The following is a 23,258-nucleotide window of genomic DNA, read 5'->3' as shown; positions in this document are numbered from 1 at the left end:
CCTTATGCCAATCAGCGTGATCAGGCTTTGAATGCGCGGTGCAGCGCGACAATACCGCCAGTCAGATTGAACACCTCACAACTGGCGAAGCCGGCGTTTAGCGTCATCTGCTTCAGGGTCTCCTGATCCGGATGCATCCGGATCGATTCGGCCAGATACCGATAGCTGTCTTCATCATTGGCGATCAGCTTGCCCATCTTCGGCAGCAGCGAGAACGAATACAGATCGTAGGCTTTGCTGAGCCACTCGTGCTGCGGTTTGGAAAACTCCAGCACCAGCAGGCGGCCACCCGGTTTCAACACTCGGCACATGGAGGCCAGCGCCTTGTCCTTGTCGGTGACATTGCGTAGACCAAAGGCAATGGTCACAGCATCGAATTGATTGTCGGCAAACGGCAGGCACTCGGCATTGGCCTGAACGAATTCCAGATTGCCCAGCAAACCCAGATCGGTCAGCTTGTCGCGACCGACACTGAGCATCGAACTGTTGATATCGGCGCAGATCACCTTGCCGGTTGGTCCGACCCGAGGACTGAACAGTGCCGCCAGATCGCCGGTGCCGCCGGCCAAATCCAGAATCTGCTGACCCGGCCGAATGCCGGCCATCTCGAGCGCGTAACGCTTCCAGATCCGGTGCACGCCGAATGACATCACGTCATTCATGATATCGTATTTCTGCGCCACCGAATGGAACACACCGGCGACCAGTTTCTGTTTTTCGTTGGCGGCAACGGTCTTGTAGCCAAAGTGCGTGGTCTGTTCGGCACTCGTTGAACCGTCTTGCTGCGTTTGCTCTGTCATCTCGGTTTCCTGTGCCGAACAAACCTGCTTCGGCAAACGATTTTTGTAGGAGCGGCCTTGGCCGCGATTTGATGCAAGTGAAACCATCGCGGCTAAAGCCGCTCCCACACGAGTCCTTACAACGGTTTGAATAGTGGCTCTTTCACTGGCTCGCGCGACTGGCCAGCCTGCTGCAAACGCAGCAAGTAAGCCTGCCACTTCTGTTGGTATTCACTGCCGAGCTCGTACAAGTATTGCCAGGTAAACAAACCGCTGTCGTGACCATCATCAAACACAATCTTGATCGCGTACTGGCCGACCGGCTCCAGCGTTACTATGCCGACGTCTTGCTTGCCGAACACCAGCGTCTCCTGACCCACGCCATGACCACGCACTTCCGCCGACGGCGAATGCGTGCGCAGGTACTCGGCGTCGAGCAGAAAGCCTTGACCATCGGTAAACTGGATCTCCAGTTTGCGTGAGGCTTTGTGCAGATGTATTGCGGTCGGCAGTGCGGTTGTCATCACAGGATATACCGGCTCAAGTCTTCGTTCTTGGCCAGCTCGCCGAGTTGCCGGTCGGTGAACGCGGCATCGATGCTGATCTGGCCTTGCTTGGCGTCAAACGAGACTTCTTCCAGCAAGCGTTCCATCACCGTATGCAGGCGACGCGCGCCGATGTTTTCGGTGCCTTCGTTGACGGCAAAGGCAATCTCGGCCAACCGGCGGATGCCATCATCGGTGAACGACAGCGTGACACCTTCGGTGGCGAGCAGCGCGGCGTATTGTTTGGTCAGGGCGGCATCTGGTTCGGTCAGGATGCGGACAAAGTCATCGACTGTCAGTGCTTTCAGCTCGACCCGGATTGGCAAACGGCCCTGCAGCTCGGGAATCAAATCCGAAGGTTTGGAAAAGCTGAACGCGCCGCTGGCGATGAACAGAATGTGATCGGTGCGGATGGTGCCGTATTTGGTGCTGACGGTGCAGCCTTCGATCAGCGGCAGCAGATCACGCTGGACCCCTTCGCGCGACACATCGGCGCCGGCGTATTCGCTGCGCCGGGCGACCTTGTCGATTTCGTCAATGAAGACGATGCCGTTTTGCTCGACCGCCTGCACGGCAACCTGTTTGATGTCTTCCTGGTTGACCAGCTTCTCGGCTTCTTCTTCGGTCAGCAGTTTCATCGCGTCGGCGATTTTCAGTTTGCGAGTCTGGCTTTTGTTCGGTGCCAGGCCCTGAAACAGACTTTGCAGCTGAGAAGTCATTTCTTCCATGCCCGGTGGCGTCATGATCTCGACATTCATGGCCGGGCCGGCAACATTGAGCTCAATCTCTTTGTCATCCAACTGACCTTCACGCAGCTTCTTGCGGAAAATCTGCCGGGTGTTGCTGTCGGTCTTTTGCTCCAGATTGGCGTCGTTGAAACTGCGCGGCGGCGGCAGCAACGCATCCAGAATCCGCTCTTCGGCGGCATCGGCAGCGCGGTGCTTGACCTTGGTCACTTCCTGCTCGCGCACCAGCTTGACCGCGACATCGACCAGATCGCGGATGATGGTATCGACGTCCTTGCCGACGTAACCGACTTCAGTGAATTTGGTGGCTTCAACCTTGATGAACGGTGCATTGGCCAGTTTGGCCAGACGTCGGGCGATTTCGGTTTTGCCAACGCCGGTTGGGCCGATCATCAAAATGTTTTTCGGGGTGATTTCATTGCGCAGATCGGCCGGCACATTGAGCCGGCGCCAGCGATTGCGCAGCGCAATCGCCACCGCTCGCTTGGCGGCTTGCTGACCGACGATATGCTTGTCCAGTTCATGAACAATTTCGCGCGGGGTCATTGGGGTGATGGTATCGGACACTTCTTGCTCCTACGCTTACCCGACTGCGGATAAAAGCGGCTTGTTTGCTCCTCCCACTGTGAAGGGGGAGGCTGGGAGGGGGTAATTTCCGCGCTGCAGCTTGGAATTTACGCGCAGCGCGATACTACCCCACCCCAACCCTCCCCTTGACAGGGGAGGGAGCAACGTCGATTCGACAGACTTAACTCAGTTCTTCAATCGTCAAACTGCGATTGGTGTAAATGCAGATATCGCCGGCAATGTTCAGACTCTTCTCGACAATTTCGCGGGCGCCGAGCTGGGTATTTTCCAGCAACGCGGTGGCGGCGGCTTGCACATAGGGACCACCTGAACCGATCGCGAGCAATTGATTGTCGGTTTCCACGACATCGCCGTTGCCGGTGATGATCAGCGAGCATTCCTTGTCAGCGACGATCAGCAGAGCCTCCAGCCGGCGCAGCATGCGATCGGTGCGCCAATCTTTGGCCAGCTCGACCGCTGCGCGTTGCAAGCGGCCACCGTGCTGTTCCAGCTTCTGTTCAAAGCGTTCAAACAGAGTAAAAGCATCGGCGGTGCCGCCGGCAAATCCGGCGATGACTTTGCCGTTGAAAATACGCCGGACTTTGCGGGCATTGCCTTTCATCACGGTGTTGCCGAGCGTGACCTGACCGTCACCGCCCACGACGACGACACCGTTGCGGCGCACCGACACAATGGTCGTGCCGTGCATCTGCTCCATTGCCATGATGGCTTTCCTCTGCTGCCTGTTCGACAGGCGAGTTGATTACCAGATCTTGCAGGTATTGATGCCGGCTTCTTCCAGCTTGCGCTTGTCGCTTTCGGCGTCACGCTTGTTGGCGTACGGACCGAGCTGGACCCGATACAGCCGGGCGCCCGCCTGATTGGTCACCGGCTTGACGTCTGCCTGCAAACCGGCAAAAGCGATTTGCGCTTTCATGGTTTCGGCTTTGTCCTGACCGCTGAACGCGGCGCAGCCCATGACGATCGGTTTGGCGGCGCTCGCCACCGCTTTGTTGCCAGTGCCCGGGTTGGCGGCCGGTTCGGTTTTTTCTTCCAGCAATTCCTGGAAGCTCCATTCCGCTTCGGTTTGCGGATCGACTTTCAGGGGTTTGTATTTGCTGTCGGCGGCTTTCTTGTCGGGTTTGGTGCCCGTCACCGGTTCCGGCGTCGCCTTGTCGGTACCGACGCTCTTGGCATGCGCGACCAACTCCTTGGCGTTGGAAAAGGTATCGGCAAACCACCAGTGACTGCCGAAGCCGAGCGCAAAGCCGATGATGAGGCCGATCAGCAACACCCGGAACGTGGTGTTGCCGCCACTGCTGCTTTTGCTCTTGCCTTTGTTCTTGGCGTAATCGCGTTGAGCCATCTTGTCGTTGCTCTCGTGTTCGTGTCGCGTTGGTCAACGCTGTTTTGTTTCCGCTGTGTTTGCCGCAGTGAGTGTCTGCCCGGTCTTACATCTGTTCCGGCGCCGATACCCCGAGCATGGCCAAGCCGTCGGCGAGCACGATGCGCGCCGCTGCGCACAACACCATCCGGGTGTTGCGGGCAATGGCGTCGTCGACCAGCACCTTGTCGTCGTTGTACCAACTGTGGAAATCGGTCGCGAGATCGTTCAGGTAATGGGTCAGCATATGCGGCGCTTCGTTGCGCGCGGCCACAGCCAGCATTTCCGGATACTGCGACAGGCGCACCGCCACATCCGCAGCTTTCGGGTGATCGAGTTTGCCGATTTCGTTCAAGCCCAGTGCCGCGTCGTAACTCAGGCCTTTCTCGACTGCGGTGCGGAACACCGAGCAGATCCGGGCGTGGGCATATTGAATGTAATAGACCGGGTTGTCCTTGCTCTGCGAACGCGCCAGTTCAATGTCAAATTCCAGATGCTGCTCCGGCGACCGGGTCAGATAGAAGAACCGGGTGGCATCGGCGCCGGCTTCGTCGATCAGATCGTTCAGCGTGACAAAGTTGCCGCTGCGCTTACCCATCCGGCCCGACGACAGCGTGACGAACTGGATCAGCGCAACGTGGAATTGTTTGCCTTTGCCGGACAGTTGCTCGATGGCTGCGCGCATCCGGGCGATATAACCGTGGTGATCGGCACCCCAGACATCGATCAGCAGATCGTAGCCACGATCCAGTTTGTCGAGGTGATAGGCGATGTCCGGCGTGAAATAGGTCAGCGCGCCGTCTTTCTTGACCAGCACCCGATCTTTTTCATCGCCGTAGGCCTCGGTCTTCAGCCAGAGTGCGCCGTCTTTTTCGTAGATCGCGTCTTTGTCGCGCAGGCGATTCAACGTCGATTCCACCGCGCCGTTCTGCACCAACGTCCGTTCGGAATACCAGCGATCGAATTTGACGTTGAGTTTGTCCAGCGTCGCCTTGATGGCGCCGAGCTGCTCGTTCAGACCACAATCCTGCATGGTCCGGTAATCGTCACCAAGCAGTTGTTTGGTCCGCTCGATCAGCGCGTCGAGATGTTTTTCCTTGACGATCTTGGCGGCGTCGCCGTCTTCATTGCTGTCGGCCGGAATGTCGCGGATCAGATCGGCATAAGGCCGTTTGAATTTCTCGCCGTGCTCGGCCAGCATTTTTTTGGCGTTGTCGATCACATACGGCGACGGATAGGCGCGCGACGGAATTGCGACCTTTTCGCCGAGCAATTCCAGATAGCGCAGCCACAGCGACACTGCCAGCACATCGGCCTGGCGGCCGGCATCGTTGATGTAATACTCGCGCTCGACCGTGAAGCCGGTGGCGGCCAGCACGTTCGCCAGCGCCGAACCGTAAGCGGCGCCGCGACCGTGGCCGACATGCATCGGCCCAGTCGGATTGGCCGAGACAAATTCGATCAACACCTTGGCACCATTGCCAACATTGGGCCGGGCAAACGCGGCCTGTTTTTCGTGAATGGTTTTGACAATCGCAAACTGATGACCGGCAACCAGCGTGAAGTTGATGAAACCCGGTCCGGCGATTTCAACCTTGGCCAGTTGCGCCGATGCCGGCAGCGCCGCGATCAGTTTTTCCGCGAACGCGCGCGGTGCCATGCCGGCCACCTTGCCGAGCACCATGGCCGCGTTGCAGGCGAAATCCCCGTGCGACGGATCGCGGGTGCGCTCGACGGTGTAGCGAATGCTCTCGGGCAGTGTCAGCACACCGTGGGCAGCCAGCGTCTGCAGGCCTTGGGCAACGAGGGTTTCAACAATCTCTTTCATCGGCAGTCTTCGTGATCACGTCGGGGAGAGGCGGGCCGCCGCAAAACGGCAAAAAGGCCCGGAAAATCAGCCGGCTATTAGACCATTTCCGGGCTGCGGCCGTCGACCGAAGGCGCAGCCGGGCCCGGGGTTGGGTAGGGTGGCGGTGGGGTGTGGATTCGGGAGTTGGGTCATGCTTTGGGCTTGGGTTTGGCCGGACGGGCCCCCTCTCCCTGGCCCTCCCCCGCGAGGGGGGAGGGGATCAAGTCTGCACGTCAGGCGATCTGTTTTAGGAGCGGCCTTGGCCGCGATGGGGTTTGAAAGGAGGCAGAGCGATTAGGAGAAGACTTCGGCTGCGGGAGCTCGCGACGTCTAGCTTGGGCTTGGCCGGCGGCCCCCTCTCCCTAGCCCTCCCCCGGAGGGGGAGGGGATCAAGCCGGCGCGGCTCTCGGAGATTCGGTGTGGAAGCGGCTTCAGCGACGATGAAGCTTCAAACCAACACCTTGATGGCTCTGCTGTAGGAGCGGCTTCAGCCGCGATAACGCGCGAGCAAATCCCCCGCCCCTCAAGCCATTTCCTGCGGATCCACATCGACCGACCAGCGCGCCTTGCGCGCTTCCGGCCAGGTTTCCAACTGCGGCAGCAGCTTGGTCAGCGCCGCTTGCAGGGCGCTGCGCGGGCCGCCTTCGATCAACAGCTGAGCGCGATAGCGACCGGCGCGCAGGGCTTGTGGTGCCGGCACCGGTCCGAGCGCCATCAAGCCGGCCGCGGCCAACTGGTCACGGGCGCGTTTCAGCAGCGCTTCGGCCAGCGCCATCTGCGGCGCCTCGGCGCGCAGCAACACTTGCGGTCCGAACGGCGGCAGCTGCTGGTTTTCCCGCTCGGCCAGCGCCAGCTCGGCAAACGCCGGATAGCCACCGCTCATCAGCGTGGTCAACAAGGGATGCTCCGGGTGGTGGGTTTGCAGCAGCACTTCGCCGCGTTTTTCGCCGCGACCGGCACGGCCGGCAACCTGCGTGACCAATTGCGCCAGGCGCTCGGGCGCGCGGAAGTCGCTGGCGAACAACGCGCCATCGACATCGAGCAGGGCCGACAGCGTCACGTCCGGAAAATCGTGACCTTTGGCCAGCATCTGGGTGCCGAGCAGGATGCGATAGCGGCGGGCGCGAATCGCCTCAACCCAGCGGCTCATGCTGTCGCGGCCACGCGTGGTATCGCGATCAATCCGTGCAATCGGCTGCTCCGGAAAATGCCGCTGTATCGCCTGCTCAACGCGCTCGGTGCCAGCACCGAGTGGCAACAGGTTTTGCGATTTGCAGCTCGGGCACTGTTTGGGTTTTGCCCGTTCACTGCCGCAATGGTGGCAACGCAAGCGGCCGATTTTCTGGTGCAGGGTGTAGTGCGCGTTGCAGCGCGCGCAGTCGGCCACCCAGCCGCAATCGTGGCACATCAGCGTCGGTGCAAAACCGCGCCGGTTCAGAAACAACAGCACCTGCGCACCGGCATCCAGATGACGCTGCATGGCCGCCAGCAACGATCCGGACAGGCCTTCATCGAGTTGCTGACCGCGGATATCCAGACAGCGCAGCAGCGGCATGGTCGCAACGCCGGCGCGGCCACTCAGTTGCAAGCGAGTGTAGCGACCGCTGCGGGCATTGCGCAGCGTTTCCAGCGCTGGTGTCGCGCTGCCGAGCACAATCGGAATCTGCTCGCGCTGGGCGCGCCAGACCGCCAGATCGCGGGCGTGATAACGAAAGCCTTCCTGCTGCTTGAAGGACAAATCATGTTCTTCATCGACCACAATCAAACCCGGCTTCGGCAAACTGACAAACAGCGCCGAGCGGGTACCGATCACCACCTGCGCGGCGCCGGTGCGGGCGCGCTCCCAAGCCTGCCAGCGTTGCTTGTCGGTCAGGCCGGAATGCAGCACCGCAATGTCATCACCAAAGCGGGCGCGAAAACGCGCTTCGGTTTGCGGCGTCAAACCTATTTCTGGAATCAGCACCAGCGCTTGCTCGCCGCGCGCGCGCACGGCATCGATCAAGGCCATATAGACTTCGGTCTTGCCGCTGCCGGTAACGCCATCGAGCAGGAAGGGTGCGAACTGACCGAGCTTGGCGCCGACTGCGGCAATCGCTGCGAGCTGATCCGGATTCAGGCTGATGGTCGCTGGCGCTGGCACAAAAGCGGCGCGCCGTTCGACGTGATCGTCGGCCGGCGCCAGCAGAAATTTTTCGATCAAGCCGGCCTTGGCGAGTTGCCGCATCAGCGCCGGTGAAAAATCTTCCCGCGCCAGTTCGGCTTGCAACAGACCATGCTCGTTAGCCCGCAGTGCCAGCAGCAACGCACGCTGACGTGGCGCTTTCTTTTTGCTGTCCGGATCGGTTTGCCAACCCAGTTCAGTCAAGCGCCAGCCCGGCAACATTTCGCCTTTTGGTGCGCTGCCAGTACGCCCGCTAGCTCGCAACAACACTGGCAGCGCCGTCGTTAGCACATCGCCGAGCGGATGCTGGTAATACTGGGCGGCAAATTCGCAGAGTTCGAGAACGCTGTCGGACAGCAGCGGCGCGGCATCGAGTACGGCATCGGCGGCATGCAATTTGTCAGTGCTGATCGCCGTTTCGGTGACCACTTGCCAGAGCACACCGACCAGCGTCTGCCGACCGAATGGCACCTGCACGCGTTGACCGCGTTTGAGCGCTGCGACATCACAATCTGGCGCCGGCAGATAATCAAACAGCCGCCGCAGCGGTACCGGCACGGCAACGCGCAACATCGCCGTCATGCCATGTCACCGGACAACGAGCGGAATCGCGGCCGGACAAACAGGCCATCACTGATGAACGAGCGCAGAAAATTTTCGGTCAGCAATTGCTTGCGACCATCGCGACCGGCCACCAGCCACAGCGTGTCGTCGAGCAAACGGCTGGGCGCAAGCTCCAGCAACTGCCATTGCTGCTGACCATCGGCCAGCACTGCGCCGGCGGCGCACACCGGCGCGCGCGGCTTTTCCAGCCACAGCCGCAGCGCCAGCAAACTGTCCGGCGTCGCCTGCATTTTGCGGTGCGACAAAATGTCTGCCGGGGTCAACCATTCGATGGCATCAATTTCTTCCGCCTGCGCGGTGATTGGGCCATCCCACTGACACAGCCAGGCGCGGCCATATGCGCGGCCACCATCATCGCCACCGGTGTAAAACTCGCCGAGTTCAGTCAGCGGGGCATCGATGCCAAGCTCTTCCTGCAATTCGCGCCGGGCGCTGAGCAAATACGGTTCGCCCGCCGTGACAACACCACCGGCCGCCAGATCCAGCATGCCGGGGCAGTAGTCTTTGTTCTTGCTGCGGTGTTGCACACACAGCTCGCCGTTTTTATTGACCACGATAATGTAGGTCGCACGGTGCAGCAACTTGTGCGTACGCATGACGTGACGCGGCACCGTCGCGATGGGGCGGTTGCAGTCATCAACAAGTTGAACGAGTTCAGTGGCAGACATTTTTTGTGCCCCCTCCCCTGTCAAGGGGAGGGCTGGGGTGGGGTAGTTGTCGCTCGGCGTCTGCTCGCATTCGAAACAGTTTGCAGCCGAATGGTTTGCCGGGTCTCGCCCCGGCGGGCGAGTAACTTTCTTTGGCGCAAAGAAAGTTACCAAAGAAACATGCCCGATTCCTCGCCACGCTGCGCGTGGTGCCCTGCGCTACTCAAAATCTGCTGGCGGCTGCGGAACTCGCGCTACGCGCTCAGACAGTCCTCGCCGAAACCCCAGCAGATTTTTCCGTTGCTCGGCTCGTCAGACGGGCAAACCATCGCCATGAATTGCCTGTTTGTTCGATAGCAATTACTCGTAGATCTTTCCGCAATACAGAAAAACTGCGAATTGCTTCCATTTGTTTGTTGCCAAATCAGGTTCATGGCGAACACCAAAGTCTGAAGCCTCAGCCCATGCGACTGCAGCTTCGAGAAACTCGCTGATAGAGTTGTTTGCCCAATCACCAGAAAAGCCAGCGCCATCGGCAGCTCTTCTTTCATGAGGCACTCTATCTGCAATTAGTGACTGTACAAAGAGCAGAAAGGTTTCTTCATCTTTCACGCTCTCTAGTAGCTCATGAGGAGCTCTTATTTCCATCCTGACCATTTGTCCTAACATTAATCGTTGATAACGTATCGCGTAAACTGAAAGCTGTTGCTTGCTATTTTTGCTTCGCCTGCTTCAACGCCGCACTGATACAAGCCTTGACCTGATCCGGTTCCTGCAGCCGCTCATAAACATCGGCCAGCATCAACCACGCCTCGGTGGAGGGTGCGCTGCGGACGAGTTCATTCAGGTAGCGCTGCGCTTTCAGCCAGTTTTGGGCGCGCACGGCGAGCCTAGCAAAGGTCATTTGCATGACGGCGTCGGGTTGGCGTTTGAGCGCCCATTGTTCGGCGGTGGTCAGTTGCAGGGCGGCGTCGCGACCGGGGATTTCACCGTACAGCGCGATCAGATCTTTGTCCCACAGCGTTTCGATGAATTTGCGGGTCAGTTTTTCGGCTTCGTGGATCGAGCCGGCTTTGACCAGGGCGCGGACGTAGACCACAAACGTCGTGACATCGCGACGAGCGGCGCGGCTGGCGCTGCGCCAGAGCGTGCGCAGCAGTGCGACATCGTCACCGGCGGTGCTGAGCCGGGCGCGCAGGATTTCGGTTTCCAGTTTGGCCAGCCGCGCTTCTGGCAGCACTTCGTATTTGCGCAGACGCGGCAACAGGCGTTCGAGTGCATGATAGTCGTGCAGGTGACGCAGCACGTGTTGCAGCAGTTTGAGCGCCGGCGCGTGCCGGGGCGCAACCCGATCCAGTTGCTGCAACACGACCAGTGCGTGTTCGTAATGGCCACTGCGCAAGTGCAAGCGCGCTTCCATCAAACCGACCGCGATATCGGCATCCGGATCGGTGACGTGGGCCATGCGCAGATGGGCGTCACGCCGATCCAGCGCGCCATTTTCCTGCGCGGCCATCGCGGCACCGAGATAATTGATCAGTTTGAATTCCGAGGCTTTGGCGGCTTCGACCATCATGGTTTCCGCGTCGCGCCAGCGGCCTTCGGTGAGTGCCCGGATGCCTTCCTGGGTTTTGAGCCGCGACCGGCGCTGACGCCGACTGCGGGCAATCCAGCGGACATGGCCTTTCAGCGAGCCGGCGGTGCCGAGCGCAGCGCCCGCGAGCAACACGCCGAGCATCACCACCGTTATCAACGCCAGTGTCAGCGACAGCCGTAATTCCACCGTGTAGTGACCGGTGCCGACCATCACGAAACCGGGGATCGAGGCCAAATGCGGCCCCATCAGCATACCGATGACCAGCGCGAACAGAGCCCACCACCGCAGCTTCACGGTTGCGCTCCGTTGTCATTGGCGGAGAGATTCAGATCACCACTGACGGCGACGGCCTGTTGTTGCAAGGCCTGCAAACCGCTGCGCAGATCCGCGCTGCCTTCCGCGTTGGCGTAATACTGATCGAGCAAACGCAAGGCCCGGCTGACCGCTTCCTGATAGCTGGCGGTTTCATGTTGCAGCGCGGCCAGACGTGCTTCCGACAACGCCAGACTCAGCGCAAGTTTGATCCGGCGGCGTTCGGCAGCATCCGGTGGCGACACCACCTCCTGATCGTGCTTGCGAACCAGAAACCAGTCGCCGCTGAATTGCTGCCAGGTCGATTTCAGATCACCAAGCCAGCCGGTGTTGCCGGTGTCATTGCTGATGAGATAGCGCTGATTTTCCAGACTCGGACCAATCGGCAGCAAACCGTTGACCGCGTTCTGTAACGCCGCCAGTTGCCGGGCAACCGCCATGACATCGACGGCGCTCATTGCCGCCAGCCGCTGCCGATCACTGAGCACCCGTTTGCGCAAATCCTGATTGGCCGGCAGTTTGCTGCTAATCAATTCCTGGGCGGCGCCATCAAGCGCTGCAATGGCACCGTGAACATCCTGATTCAGGCTCAGCCGCTGCGCCGCTTGCTGAACAAAATATTCGGCAGCGTGACGACGCTGCGCTTCAGCAAACGATTCGGCACCGCCAGCGACCAGCGCGCGCAAATCTTCATGGCTGCCTTGCTGCTTGGCGAGTTTTTCCTGCAGGCCGGCGAGGGCGAGATTGTTGTTGCGCAAACTCTCGGCCAGATCACGACGCAATTCGCTGACCGCTTCCTGCAGCACGGCTTCGTTGCGCTCTGCTTGCAGCGTGCGGTCATGCAGCCGCCATATAGCCACGGCAAACAGCACCAGCACCGCGACCAGTACCATGCCGAGTAACCAGAATAACGGTGCCCGTGACGTGGCCGCCGCGAGCGGCGCGCTGACCGCAGCATCCGGAGAAGTTTCTGGTGGCATCAACTCAGTCATATTCATCCTTGGCTCGACGCCGCTGCACACTGGCGAAGGTGTCGGGCAACGTCGGTCAGTTACACTAGCAAACCGTTTGGAAACCCATCGGAAAGATGGCTTCTGGCAAAACGGCACGGCAACGGATCGGGAAGGTCGTTGTCGTAATCAGCGCCGACTTTGTTGTTGACGCAGGGCCCGCTGGATCGCCGCGAACAGGGCATCGCTGTCGGTGCCACTGGCCGTCACCACGTGATCGCAACGCGGCGCCGCCATCTCGGCGATGCGCGGGCTGGCAACCACCAGCGTCAGCGCTTTCATGATATCGGCCGGGATTATGGCACAAAGCCGCGCCAACGCCTCGCCGCTGGTGAGCACGGCCAGCAGCGGTGCTGGCGAGTTTGCCGCGGTTTGCGCCAATTGCCGCAGCTGCCGGATCAGTTCCGCATCGACCGCGCGCTTGCGATAGACCTCCAGATATTTCACCTCGGCGCCACGTTGCTGCAGCGTTTCCCGCAGCAGATCACGACCGCTGTCACCGCGCACGATGAATACCCGTTGTCCGGCCAGCGCCTGCAGGCCGCTCAGCGCGAGCAGACCTTCGCTGTTTTCCTGCACCGGGCTTGGCGTGTCCGACCAGCCCTGCTGGGCCAGCGCTTGCGCGGTGGCGCGGCCGACGGCGTAACGCGGCAGCGCCCGCCAGCCAGCCGGCAATTGGCTGATGCCGTGCTCGGCAGCGGCCGGTGAGACAAAAATGAGCAAGGTCGGGGCGTGTTGCAGGGCTTCGGCAGGCAGCGGCTGCGCTTCGAGTTGGATCAATGGCAACTGCCGCACGCTGAGCCCGAGCCGCAGCAAACGGCTGCCGAGATCATCGGCGCGGCCGCTGCTGCGGGTCAGCAATATCGTTGCGGGCGTCGCCACGGTGGCGGCCATCAGTCGCCGTAAACCGCGCGCAAAATTTCGCCGGCGCCTTGCTGCAGCAACGTCGCGGCGACCTGACGACCAAGCGCTTCCGGATCGGCGGCGCTGGCGCTGGCTTCGGCAACCAGCATCTGTTTGCCATCCGGACCGCCGACCCGGCCGCGCAGCTGCAGTTGCGCATTCGCTGCGTCACCGGTTTGCAATTGCGCGAACGCGGCAATCGGTACCTGACAGCCACCTTGCAACGCGGCGTTCATGGCCCGTTCGGCACGCACGCACAGGGCGGTGGGCTCGTGATGCAGCGGTCGCAGCAGCGCTTGGACCTGCGCATCGGCGCTGCGGCATTCAATGCCGACCGCGCCTTGTCCGGCCGCCGGCAGCGACTGCTCGTAGCTGAGCCGATGGCGAATGCGCGCCGCCAATTCCAGCCGGATCAATCCGGCAGCGGCCAAGACAATGGCGTCGTACTGGCCGGCATCGAGCTTGCCGAGCCGGGTGCCAACGTTGCCGCGCAGATCGCGGATATCCAGATCCGGCCGCGCCCGCAGCAACTGGCAACGACGACGCAAACTGGAGGTGCCAACGATGGCGCCCTGCGGCAGCTCATCGAGTGTGGCGTAGCGGTTCGAGACGAAGGCATCGGCCGGATCTTCGCGCTGGCAAATGGTGCTCAGACCCAGCCCATCCGGGAATTCGACCGGCACATCCTTCATGGAATGCACGGCGATATCGGCATGGCCATCGAGCAGCGCGTTCTCCAGCTCTTTGACGAACAGACCCTTGCCGCCGATTTTCGCCAACGGCGAATCAAGGATTTTGTCGCCCTGCGTGGTGAACTTGACCAGCTCGACCACAATGCCGGGGTGATGGCGCGCCAACTCGGCCTTGACGAACTCGGCCTGCCAGAGCGCAAGCGGGGATTGACGGGTAGCGATACGGACCACGTGGGTCAGGTCGAGCGAGGCGGTAGTCATGCCGGATTCCGGAAGCAGGGTGGCGAGAGCGATACCGGATCGTAGGGCGGGTCACGACCCGCCAGCAAGCGACAACATCAAACCGACCGCAGAAAGTTGAACCGCAGCGGAGCCACCGAGCAATCCGCGCGTAGGTTCGCCTTCGGGTGAACAAGCACTGGTCGAGGCAACAACGTCCGCCAGAAGGCGGACCTACAGAGAGCGGCACGATCTCTCAGTAGTCGGTAAACCCGCAGCGAATCTGTTGACGATTAACTAACCATCACTGATTTGAATGTGTACAAAATTCAGCTATTTCTTGTGCTTTTTGAACGGAAATCCCATTAACAAAATCAGAGACCAAAGGATGCTCGACGTCATGTAACGCCATTTTGGGGCGGCTGCCACCAAGTTGAACATGCATGTCTGAAGCCAAGGCATAAGTATTTTTATAAAACGGCAAGTAGTTGCTCAAATAGCCAAAATATCCATATTCCAAGCTCGGCTTATCATAAGTTTCCACATAGTGATGGAAGCTCTTTTCACTAACCGACGCCCAAACGCCCCATGTAAATGGTTCCTGAATGCCATGGATGGGTATTTCTAGAATTACACGAATAAAATAATGAACGCCATCTTCATCCTCGTAAGTGCAGAGATCACTGCCGAGTTTTCCTTTTTCTCGTATTTCATCTGGTTGTTCAAGATAAGGAGCTGGTGCATTAAAAGCAAAGCTTGGAGAGCCGTCGTGTACTTTTCCACAGCACGAACATACAAAACTGAATATGGCAGTCATAGCTTCCTAGGTATAGTCAAAAGCGGTAGGTTGAGTTGTTAGGCCCAACGCATCACGTTTCCTTTCAGTTTGGCTTAGTTCCTCAGCCCAACCGACAAAATATTTATCTCACAGCTGCTTCAACGTCGCCCGTAATCCTGGCAAATGCCGCCGTGACACTTCCAATGTTTCGTGGATGCCTTTCATCCGCACGACGGTTCGGCCGAGGGCATCGCGCTCCAGCGCGACGATGCCGGCCAGTGCTACCAGCGCGTTGCGGTGGATGCGGACGAAGCGCTCGCCGAATTCTTCTTCCAGATCTTTCAGCGCTTCTTCAATGAGCACTTCACCAGCTGGATGACGCACGGTGATGTATTTCTGGTCGGCCTGGAAATAGAGCACATCATCAATCTTGATAAGCATCAGGTTGCCGCGGACGCGGGCGCTGATATGGCTGCGGGCGCGGGTTTTGCCGTCATCACCGCGCAGGGCGGCCAGTTGCACCCGATTGGGTTTGGCCGCTGCTTTCAGGGCTTCTTCGAGTTTTTCTCGCCGCACCGGTTTCAGCAGATAGCCGACCGCGTGCACCGCGAACGCTTCCAGCGCGTAATCGTCGTAGGCGGTGGTGAAAATCACGGCCGGAGCGGGATCGAGCTCGGCCAGATGGCGGGCAGCTTCGAGACCGTCCATGCCGGGCATGCGCACATCGAGCAGCACCACATCGGGCGCATGTTGCTGGGCCTGGGTGACCGCACTGGCGCCATCACTGGCTTCGGCGACGACGCTGTAGCCGGTCAGATCTTCTTCGCAGAAACGGCGCAGACGTTCGCGAGCCAGCGGCTCATCGTCGACGATCAATACTTTCACTGCGGCCTTCTCCCTCGGCTGACGGTGGTGGCTGTGGCGACGCTAGGCGACGAACGACGCCATGCAGCGCTGCGAAGCTGGCGCACGCAAGTTCATGCGTGACGCGAGTCTAGCGCGGACCCGCCGCTTGCACCGAAAGCCCGGCGACAAGGGCAAGCTCGCTTTTTTTTAACGCCCGATGTGGCCGGGCTGATACGGAATAATCACCCGCGCGACAAATTCCTGATTGTCGTTGTGTGTACTCAAACTGGCGCCGGCCGGATACAACACCGCCAAACGCTCGCGAATATTGGCCAGCGCAACGCCGTGACCGGCGCGGCTCGGCTGGTTCGGCACCGGATTGCTGACCACGATCTCGGCGCTGTTGCCAACCACGCTGGCTTGCAGGCGCACCCAGCCGCCTTCGGGCAGCGGTTGCACGCCATGATAAACCGCGTTTTCGACCAAGGGCTGCACCAGCAGCAGCGGCACCGGCAACGTCCGCAATTCGTCGGCCAGTTGCACGCTGACTTTCAATCGACTACCGAGCCGCAGTTGCTCGATATCCAGATAACGCTGACAGAGATCGAATTCTTCGGCCAGTGTCACTTTGCTGCCGGCCAACGCCAGCGAGGCGCGAAACAGTTCCGACAGGTTCTCGACCATGGTTTCGGCCAGCCGCGGATTGCTGCGGGTCAGGCTCGCTATGGTATTCATCGAGTTGAACAAAAAATGTGGATGGATACGCGCTTGCAGCGCCTGGACCCGCGCTTCGGCTTCCAGTTTGAGCCGGCGCCGGTATTGCTGCTGCAGATAGAAATAGCGCAGCGCGACCGCGCCGATGATGCCGGCAATGGCCAAATTGCGCGCTACCACCAGCTCCGGCTGAAAAGCGGTCAGCCGATCCAGCCCAAGCCCGGCGCGCACGGCCAGCAGCGAGAACAACGCGGTCATCGCCAGAATCAGCAAATAGCTGAGACCGGCCGCCACCACCAGCGAGCGCTTGGCCAGAAAACGGCGCAGGCGACAGAGCGCGGCGGTGCAGGTAAGGGCGACCCATTGCACGAACAGGCTGAGCAGGCCGAGGGTTTGCCACAGATCGCTGCGCGGCGATTGCGCCAGCGCCAGCACCAGCGCCATCAACTCGGCGCCGAGCACGACCAGAAACACCAGCCGGACATCGCAGAAATCGGGCAGGAAGTCGGCGCTCGGCGCGAGCGCCTGCTCGCGCCACCAGCGGGCGAACGCTGCCCGCGCCGGCTCAGGGTTGTTGGCGCCGGACGCAGAAGGCTCGATCGGGGTCAGCGTCAGTTTCACGGGTTGGCGATCCGCATGGGTCGGTCGGCTCTTGTTCGGGTTGACGGTTACCGCTGCGCACAGCTGGCTGGCATCCGGGCTGGCGTTCAGGCTGGAAAGGCCGGGCCCGAACCGCTGGCAGTGTCAGGGCCGGGCGCCGGCTTGGCAAGCGTCGGACATCGCAGTGGTGTCGGCAACCTGACAAAGGGTGGTGGCCGCAGGACGGACACGAAGGAACTGACGTTGGCTGAGATCCCGACACCGGACATCGCTGCACTACACTGCAGTGCATGACCCGCCCCTCCCTGTCACCGAGCGCCAGCGACGGTTTTGCCGATGCCGACATCGATCGCGATGCCGGGCTCGACCGCAAACAGCTGCTGCAAACCCGCAAGCGCTTTCTGCAACTGAACCGCGAACGGCTGGAACGTTTGCGGCTGTCGGCGCGCGAGCGGGAACGGGAGCTGATCGATTTGTTGCCGCTGCTGTTTCACGTCAACCATGCCTTGCTGCCGGGCTGGCTCGACATGGACGTGCCGTGCAGCATTTCCGATTACACGCCGGGACAAACCACCTTGCAGGCGGCCCGCCGGGTCGCGCGCGGTTTTCATTACGAGAAACGCGCCAGTCTGAAACGCGATTTGCACGCGCTGTATCTGATGGGCTCGACCGGCACGGTAGGCCACAGCGGCGACAGCGATCTGGATGTGTGGTTGATCCACCGCGACGATCTGTCGAGCGAGGGCATTGCCAGACTGGTCGAAAAAGCCCGCCGCATTACCAGCTACGCGCAGCGGGAAGGCGTTTCGCTGCACGTGTATCCGATGACGGCCAACGCCGCCCGCCGCGGCGAATTCGGTCCACTCGGCAGCGAGCACAGCGGTAGCACCCAACACCTGTTGCTGCTGGACGAATTTTATCGCAGTGCATTGCTGCTGGCCGGGCGCTTGCCGCTGTGGTGGCTGGTACCTCCGGAGCAGCATGATCAATATGATGCGTACGCCGCGCGCCTGCTCAGCCACCGTTATGTCCGGGCCAGCGATGTGGTCGATTTTGGCAACGTCGATCGGATTCCGGCCGCGGAATTTTTTTCCGGCGCGCTCTGGCAACTGAACAAGGCGATCGATTCTCCGTACAAGTCGGTGCTGAAGCTGGCGCTGATGGAAGCCTACGCTCAACAGCCGCCACCGCCACCACTGTCCCTGCAGTTCAAACAGAAGGTTTATCGGAATCAACTTGGCCACGACGATATCGATCCGTATCTTCTGATCTATCAGGCCGTCGAGGATCATTTGTTGCGACAGGGCCGGCTTGACCGGCTGGATCTGATCCGGCGCTGTTTCTATTTGAAGACCGGCGAGAAATTGTCGCAAGCCGTGACCCATCCGGATTGGCGGCGGCCGCTGCTGCAACGGCGCATTCAGGAATGGGGTTGGTCACGGCCGCGCTTGCAAGAGCTGGATCAGCGCCGGCAATGGAAACTCGAACGGGTGCAGGAAGAGCGCAAGCAACTGGTGCAGGAGTTGATCGCCAGCTTTCGCGCCTTGTCGGCCTATGCGCGGCAAGACAGCGAGCTCGCCCGCAGCCGTCAGGACGAGCTCACCGTACTCGGGCGCAAACTGTTTGCCATGCTGGAAAAACGCGCCGGCAAAATCGAGCGGCTCGATATCGGCATCGCACCGGATCTGCAGGAACCCGCGTTGACACTGCGCGCGGAAAGCCCCTATCAATTCAGTTTGCTGCGCGGCCGCCATGATCAGGTCAGTGCGACATCGGCACCGCTACTGAAGCGCAGCCATCATGTCCTGGAGTTGCTGGCCTGGGCGGAAGTCAACGGCTTGCTGACGCGCCGCACGCGGCTGGCGCTGATTACCGGCGATACCGGACTTCGCTTACCGGAAATGGAGGCATTGGCGCGCGCACTGCTGGAGCTGCTACCGCAGCCGCTGCCGCCACCGGATGATCAGGATCTGCGCGCCAATGCTGAACTGCGCCGGGCCGCCGTGTTCGTCAATCTCGGCATCGACCCGATGGCCGAACGTACCAAACAAGGCTTGCAACTGGTCAGCAGCCACACCGACGCGCTGGCTTATGGGTCGCTACGCGAGCAGCTGGTGCAAAGCATTGATCTGATCTGGCTCAACAGCTGGGGCGAGGTGCAGATTGAATCGTTCAGCGAGGGCGAGGCATTGCCGCAACTATTGCTGGCATTGCATCAACGCATTGGCAGCCAGATCCTGACCCCGGTCATCACTGTGCACTGCTTTTGCGTGCATCGCGCCGACTCGATCGCGCGCCGGGTCACCGAAGTCATCGATCAATTCTGCGGTCCGATTCGGCGCGCCGCGCAAACGGCGCCGATTCGCTATGTGTTGCGGCTCGGCCAGGGCTACCGGCAATTCCGGCTCGGTGACGAGAAAATTGACGTCATTGATTGCGCCGATTTTGCCGCGCTGCTGCGCGAACTGGAGCAGCCATTGCCGCCTGCCTGCGAACTACTGTTCGAACCGCAAGCCATTAGCGATGTGCCCTTGCACCTGATCTACGGCCAGCGCCGACAGGGTGCCGTGCAGATTTTCTTCCGCGCCGAAACCGATCGGGTCGATGTCTATCTGCTCGATGAAGCCGATGCGCTGGCCGTGGCGCAGCAACCATTCAGCACGGTCGAGTTGCTGCTGAAGCCCTGGTATCTGTTCTTGATCGCCGTGGCCGAACGGCAACAGGCAGTAAAAGGTTTGGCAACCTTGCCGGAACCGGAATTGTTTGAGCTGATGCCGGCCCGTGATGGCGAGCCGGCCTGGCTGCGCCGGCATGCCTTGCCGCAAGCGCTGCATCAACAGCAGTTCTTTGCCGTTACCGCCAGCGCCCGTATCGAACAACATGATTTGCAGGATCTGGAATTGCAGTGCGCGGGTCAGGATTATTCGGCGCTGGTTCAAGGCGACCGGTTTCTGGAAGTCGTAGCGCGCGACATCCTGCATCAGCGCCGCACACTTGGTCGCTATCCGATCTACGTTACCGATCTGACCTTGAACCGTCTGCCAGACAATGCCTCAACCGCGTTGTTCGTCCGCTACAAACTGCAAATTGAAGAACAGCTCAACCGCGCGGCCGGCTTGTTGAGTTAACAAAGCATTGAGGAAGTCAGAAGTGCTTCAGACGCGATTACTGAAACCGAAATACGGCGACGAGTAGCGCGCTCACGCAACTGGCAAGCTAAAGCTGAAGGTCGAACCTTTCTGATACTCCGACTCCACCGTCAGCATGCCGCCGTGCGCTTCGACTAGTTGCCGGGCAATTGACAAACCCAGACCGGCGCCACCGTAACGCCGACCACTGCTGCCATCGACTTGTTCAAACGGCTCAAAAATGCGGCTCAGGCGATCCGGCGGAATGCCGATGCCGGTGTCCTTGACCCGGATGGTCACCATGCCGTCAGTGCGCTCGGCATTGACAATGACGGTTCCGATTTCAGTGAACTTGAGCGAATTGCCAATCAGGTTGTGCAGAATCTGCTTGACCCGGTCTTCATCAGCCAGCACCAGCGGCAAATCATCCGGAATGGCGCTGTGCAAAATCAAACCCTTGCTCGATGCCATTGGTCGTAAAAGCTGCACCACATCGCGCGCCGCCGCCGCCATCATCAACGGCTTGCGATTCAGTGTCAGCTTGTCGGCACGCAGACGGGAGAAATCCAGAATGTCATCCACCAGCTGCGACAACTGGTTGCCACAATCGCGGATCATCGCCAGGTGTTCGCGTGCTTCACCGGACAGATTCTTTTCTTCCTCAACCAGCAAGACATCGGACAGGCCAATAATGCCGTTCAAGGGCGTCCGCAGCTCATGCGAGGTATTGGCGAGAAATTGATCCTTCAGCTGGTTCAGTCGCTTTAACTCTTCGTTTGCCGCTTCCGCCCGTTTGAGGTCACGACGGTGCATCCAACGACTGTAGCCGAGCACAAAAACTGCCAATACGAAAAGACTGATGGCAATGGCAGCAGTACGCTCGGCTTTCGCGCGTTCTGTACTGGACTGCTCGAATTCGTTCTGCTGTTTGAGTTTGCCGATCTCGGCTTCCTTCTCTGCCAACTCATGCATGACTCGTTCAAATGCCAGAGTATTTGCCAAACGCTGGTCGTATATAGCGTCGGCCAAGGAATTAAGGTGCTCGTAGGCATTCAGCGCGCCCAGTAAATCACCTCGCTTGGTGCGATTGGCGCGAGCAAAATCCCACAAGTCATGTGCCGTTTTTAGCTGTCCGCTTACGGCCGCCTCTTCGATTCCCAGATCCACCGACTGTTCAGCTTCCTTGGCTCTTCCCAAGCGATTTAGAATATTCGCGCGGAGCAAATACAGCCCTGGCAACGTAAATTTCATGCCTCGGTTAACTGACAAATTGATCGCTTTATCGGATGCTGCGAGTGCCGCTGGAAATTCACCTTTGGCAAAATACCATTCAGCCAGCATCTTGTTGCCATATATCAGGTGCAGTCTGGAATCATATTGTTCCGCAATTTTTAGACACTGATCGATTGCCAGCTTTGCAGCTTCATAGTCACGAAGTCTGGTTTTTACATCAGCCAAGGTACCAAGTGTACTGGCTAGTAGTAGCTCGTCCTTTAGCCCCTGCGCTTGTTTATTGGCGTCGACCGCGTAACGCTCGGCGTCATTCACCTGATTCAGTTTAAGTAAGGCATCAGCAGCATTGTTTAACGCGACAATCAGATGGGCGCGCCGGTCACCTTCCTGCCAAAGGGAAATTGCTTCCCGATAGCGCTCCAAAGATTCTGGCACCAATTCCATTACAGTCAGTACTGATGCTTCCGCGACAAGCGCTCGCATGTGGTCATCACGATTATGACTTTCTGCTGCAATTTTTCTTGCACGTGCGGCAAAAGAGAGTGCGACATCATAACGATTCTCTGCAACGCAGACGTTGACGTCGCGAATGTATTCTTCTATGCCTTTCGTTCCTGAATCAGTCTGCGCCTGCAAGCAGGAGCGTCCCTCTGCCTGAAGGAAGGTATCTGATGAGTTTTCCTCACCTGCATGCACGACACAAAGGACACTTGTGACGGTCAAGAGGAGGAAGGCAGAGGAACGAAGCATTGAAAAAATCCTACTTTTTATATCCGTTAATATGGGTGATGCAGACGGTGTCCTTTCCTCCCAATTCGCGGGTTATGCCATGAGAGTCACCGCTCAAGATCATGTTTTGATGGTTCTTCGACACACCCTGTTCAGTCATGGTTTTTTTGGGCGAGGCCAAATAGCGCGCCCGCAGCTTCGGGTCCTGCGCCATATTCATCAGAAATTTTTTGAGATTTTCAGCGGACATCACAAGCTCCTTCTATTTAATTGTACTGACGGGGGAAAAGACTTCGTGCTGTGTCAGCGACATTGCCTTGATAACATCTGTATCGGGCAGTGCCTGAACACAGGCAGGAACAAAGAGTGTCGATGCTGGCGTCAACTGCGCGCCGGACAGATCTGATAGTGCAAGACGGTCCATTCGAGCTGTACCAATGGTTAAAACCGGCGCCTCATAAATCACCACTTGATGATTGGCTGGGTAATGCTGTTGCAGCTTCAGTGACAACACTCTCAGCGCCTGAGCGGCTGGCGTCAGTCGTTGCAGTGTATGGTCACCCAACACGCCGATTTGCCACAGGATCAAATGGGTAGAGGGATCGATGGGCAGTTGGTGAAATAGGAAGCTGCTCGCTTCATGCTGCGTGCAGCCAATCCGGCCGGGATCGATACCTAGATCGGCAAACAAGCAATCTTCCGCCGAGATTCCAGGCAGCATCTGGGCATGAAACCCTTGCGCTCGTAAGCGGCGGATGGCTTCGTGCGACGGTTGCACAAAAACACCTGGGTGCCCATAGAACACAGCGACGGTTTGATGACCAGCAACAACAGCCTCAGTAATTGTGCGCGTCATCAGCTCGTAGGCATCAGCACGATTCTCGCTTTGGCCATAGCAGGCTTGCAGGTCGATAAGCTCCGGATGCAGCTCTCGCAACCAGGACATACCGAGCGGATCGGGGACGTGGACAATCAGCTTTTCTGCTTGCTCGATATAGGCGCGCGCTTCAATGCTGCAATGGGCGAGTGTGTTGATACCGGTGCCGACAATGACCAGCGAGCCCTGCTTTTCCACCACGGTGTTGCCTGATTTTGTTGGATTTTGTGAGCGGCTACCTTGCCGCATGCGACTTGGGGAATCAAGCACCGTCGTCTGGTTATGGCAGCCGGGGCCATAACCGTTGCAAATTCGGGA

General features: G+C 59.4%; 20 protein-coding genes. 1 reads left to right on the top strand and 19 read right to left on the bottom strand.

Annotated features, from left to right (window positions below; all coding sequences use genetic code 11):
• Positions 1–20 precede the first annotated feature (20 nt).
• From ubiE to HPT27_RS03710, 16 genes are all read right to left on the bottom strand, one after another.
• A complete protein-coding gene (gene ubiE / locus HPT27_RS03785; RefSeq protein WP_172239171.1) occupies positions 21–800 on the bottom strand; it encodes a bifunctional demethylmenaquinone methyltransferase/2-methoxy-6-polyprenyl-1,4-benzoquinol methylase UbiE in 780 nt (259 codons plus the stop codon).
• Positions 801–916: 116 nt separating this feature from the next.
• Positions 917–1,303: a gamma-butyrobetaine hydroxylase-like domain-containing protein gene (locus HPT27_RS03780; RefSeq protein ID WP_172239168.1), complete on the bottom strand. Its 387-nt coding sequence runs from the start codon at positions 1,301–1,303 to the stop codon at positions 917–919.
• Positions 1,303–2,616 carry an ATP-dependent protease ATPase subunit HslU gene (gene hslU, locus HPT27_RS03775; RefSeq protein WP_172245061.1) on the bottom strand — a complete coding sequence of 438 codons (1,314 nt, stop codon included), beginning with the start codon at positions 2,614–2,616 and terminating at the stop codon, positions 1,303–1,305. The genes HPT27_RS03780 and hslU overlap by 1 nt, the downstream gene beginning before the upstream one ends.
• Positions 2,617–2,818: 202 nt before the next feature.
• Positions 2,819–3,355 (bottom strand): ATP-dependent protease subunit HslV, encoded by a 537-nt coding sequence (hslV, locus tag HPT27_RS03770; RefSeq protein ID WP_172245059.1) that lies wholly within the window; start codon positions 3,353–3,355, stop codon positions 2,819–2,821.
• 45 nt (positions 3,356–3,400) lie between these two features.
• Complete coding sequence (locus HPT27_RS03765; protein WP_172239165.1) at positions 3,401–4,003, bottom strand: SPOR domain-containing protein; 603 nt, start codon at positions 4,001–4,003, stop codon at positions 3,401–3,403.
• Between the two features lie 85 nt (positions 4,004–4,088).
• Entirely contained in the window at positions 4,089–5,849 is a 1,761-nt protein-coding gene (gene argS, locus HPT27_RS03760) for an arginine--tRNA ligase (RefSeq protein WP_172239162.1), read from the bottom strand.
• Positions 5,850–6,393: 544 nt separating this feature from the next.
• On the bottom strand, positions 6,394–8,613 hold the full coding sequence (locus HPT27_RS03755) for a primosomal protein N' (protein ID WP_172239159.1): 2,220 nt from the start codon (positions 8,611–8,613) through the stop codon (positions 6,394–6,396).
• Positions 8,610–9,323, bottom strand: coding sequence for an NUDIX hydrolase YfcD (gene yfcD, locus HPT27_RS03750; RefSeq protein WP_172239156.1), 714 nt, complete (start codon positions 9,321–9,323; stop codon positions 8,610–8,612). The genes HPT27_RS03755 and yfcD overlap by 4 nt, the downstream gene beginning before the upstream one ends.
• 339 nt (positions 9,324–9,662) lie before the next feature.
• Positions 9,663–9,914, bottom strand: coding sequence for a DUF7660 family protein (locus HPT27_RS03745; RefSeq protein ID WP_328820107.1), 252 nt, complete (start codon positions 9,912–9,914; stop codon positions 9,663–9,665).
• 100 nt (positions 9,915–10,014) lie between these two features.
• Positions 10,015–11,193 (bottom strand): heme biosynthesis HemY N-terminal domain-containing protein, encoded by a 1,179-nt coding sequence (locus tag HPT27_RS03740; RefSeq protein ID WP_172239153.1) that lies wholly within the window; start codon positions 11,191–11,193, stop codon positions 10,015–10,017.
• The gene (locus HPT27_RS03735; RefSeq protein WP_172239150.1) at positions 11,190–12,203 is read right to left on the bottom strand and encodes a uroporphyrinogen-III C-methyltransferase; all 1,014 of its coding nucleotides are present in this window, start codon (positions 12,201–12,203) and stop codon (positions 11,190–11,192) included. The genes HPT27_RS03740 and HPT27_RS03735 overlap by 4 nt, the downstream gene beginning before the upstream one ends.
• A 147-nt stretch (positions 12,204–12,350) precedes the next feature.
• Complete coding sequence (locus HPT27_RS03730; protein ID WP_172239147.1) at positions 12,351–13,115, bottom strand: uroporphyrinogen-III synthase; 765 nt, start codon at positions 13,113–13,115, stop codon at positions 12,351–12,353.
• On the bottom strand, positions 13,115–14,077 hold the full coding sequence (hemC, locus tag HPT27_RS03725) for a hydroxymethylbilane synthase (protein WP_172239144.1): 963 nt from the start codon (positions 14,075–14,077) through the stop codon (positions 13,115–13,117). Before hemC ends, HPT27_RS03730 begins: the two co-directional genes overlap by 1 nt.
• A 262-nt stretch (positions 14,078–14,339) precedes the next feature.
• Entirely contained in the window at positions 14,340–14,852 is a 513-nt protein-coding gene (locus HPT27_RS03720; protein WP_172239141.1) for a DUF2199 domain-containing protein, read from the bottom strand.
• Between the two features lie 108 nt (positions 14,853–14,960).
• Positions 14,961–15,698 (bottom strand): LytR/AlgR family response regulator transcription factor, encoded by a 738-nt coding sequence (locus HPT27_RS03715; RefSeq protein ID WP_172239138.1) that lies wholly within the window; start codon positions 15,696–15,698, stop codon positions 14,961–14,963.
• 168 nt (positions 15,699–15,866) lie between these two features.
• Entirely contained in the window at positions 15,867–16,994 is a 1,128-nt protein-coding gene (locus tag HPT27_RS03710; protein WP_172239135.1) for a sensor histidine kinase, read from the bottom strand.
• A gap of 269 nt (positions 16,995–17,263) precedes the next feature.
• On the opposite strand from HPT27_RS03710, the gene HPT27_RS03705 reads away from it, so the two are divergent.
• The gene (locus HPT27_RS03705; protein ID WP_172239132.1) at positions 17,264–20,101 is read left to right on the top strand and encodes a class I adenylate cyclase; all 2,838 of its coding nucleotides are present in this window, start codon (positions 17,264–17,266) and stop codon (positions 20,099–20,101) included.
• A gap of 72 nt (positions 20,102–20,173) precedes the next feature.
• Here the strand turns inward: HPT27_RS03705 and HPT27_RS03700 are convergent, their stop codons facing one another.
• Genes HPT27_RS03700 through HPT27_RS03690 form a run of 3 tightly spaced genes read right to left on the bottom strand, consistent with a single transcriptional unit; the run spans position 20,174 to position 23,189 of the window.
• Positions 20,174–22,084, bottom strand: a complete 1,911-nt coding sequence (locus HPT27_RS03700; RefSeq protein ID WP_172239130.1) for a sensor histidine kinase — start codon at positions 22,082–22,084, stop codon at positions 20,174–20,176.
• Positions 22,085–22,094: 10 nt separating this feature from the next.
• Entirely contained in the window at positions 22,095–22,313 is a 219-nt protein-coding gene (locus tag HPT27_RS03695) for a Nif11 family protein (protein ID WP_172239126.1), read from the bottom strand.
• Positions 22,314–22,325: 12 nt separating this feature from the next.
• Positions 22,326–23,189, bottom strand: coding sequence for an SAM-dependent methyltransferase (locus tag HPT27_RS03690; protein WP_172239123.1), 864 nt, complete (start codon positions 23,187–23,189; stop codon positions 22,326–22,328).
• Between the last annotated feature and the right edge of the window lie 69 nt (positions 23,190–23,258).

Source organism: Permianibacter fluminis (genome assembly GCF_013179735.1).
Classification (GTDB): domain Bacteria; phylum Pseudomonadota; class Gammaproteobacteria; order Enterobacterales; family Permianibacteraceae; genus Permianibacter; species Permianibacter fluminis.
This window is presented reverse-complemented; position numbering and strand designations above follow the sequence as displayed.

Coding starts and splice junctions, on each gene's coding strand:
- HPT27_RS03765 (WP_172239165.1), bottom strand. CDS start 4,003: ATGGCTCAACGCGATTACGCCAAGAACAAAGGCAAGAGCAAAAGCAGC.
- HPT27_RS03700 (WP_172239130.1), bottom strand. CDS start 22,084: ATGCTTCGTTCCTCTGCCTTCCTCCTCTTGACCGTCACAAGTGTCCTT.
- HPT27_RS03780 (WP_172239168.1), bottom strand. CDS start 1,303: ATGACAACCGCACTGCCGACCGCAATACATCTGCACAAAGCCTCACGC.
- HPT27_RS03705 (WP_172239132.1), top strand. CDS start 17,264: ATGACCCGCCCCTCCCTGTCACCGAGCGCCAGCGACGGTTTTGCCGAT.
- HPT27_RS03730 (WP_172239147.1), bottom strand. CDS start 13,115: ATGGCCGCCACCGTGGCGACGCCCGCAACGATATTGCTGACCCGCAGC.
- hslU (WP_172245061.1), bottom strand. CDS start 2,616: ATGACCCCGCGCGAAATTGTTCATGAACTGGACAAGCATATCGTCGGT.
- HPT27_RS03720 (WP_172239141.1), bottom strand. CDS start 14,852: ATGACTGCCATATTCAGTTTTGTATGTTCGTGCTGTGGAAAAGTACAC.
- hslV (WP_172245059.1), bottom strand. CDS start 3,355: ATGGAGCAGATGCACGGCACGACCATTGTGTCGGTGCGCCGCAACGGT.
- yfcD (WP_172239156.1), bottom strand. CDS start 9,323: ATGTCTGCCACTGAACTCGTTCAACTTGTTGATGACTGCAACCGCCCC.
- ubiE (WP_172239171.1), bottom strand. CDS start 800: ATGACAGAGCAAACGCAGCAAGACGGTTCAACGAGTGCCGAACAGACC.
- HPT27_RS03755 (WP_172239159.1), bottom strand. CDS start 8,613: ATGACGGCGATGTTGCGCGTTGCCGTGCCGGTACCGCTGCGGCGGCTG.
- HPT27_RS03690 (WP_172239123.1), bottom strand. CDS start 23,189: ATGCGGCAAGGTAGCCGCTCACAAAATCCAACAAAATCAGGCAACACC.
- HPT27_RS03695 (WP_172239126.1), bottom strand. CDS start 22,313: ATGTCCGCTGAAAATCTCAAAAAATTTCTGATGAATATGGCGCAGGAC.
- hemC (WP_172239144.1), bottom strand. CDS start 14,077: ATGACTACCGCCTCGCTCGACCTGACCCACGTGGTCCGTATCGCTACC.
- argS (WP_172239162.1), bottom strand. CDS start 5,849: ATGAAAGAGATTGTTGAAACCCTCGTTGCCCAAGGCCTGCAGACGCTG.
- HPT27_RS03735 (WP_172239150.1), bottom strand. CDS start 12,203: ATGACTGAGTTGATGCCACCAGAAACTTCTCCGGATGCTGCGGTCAGC.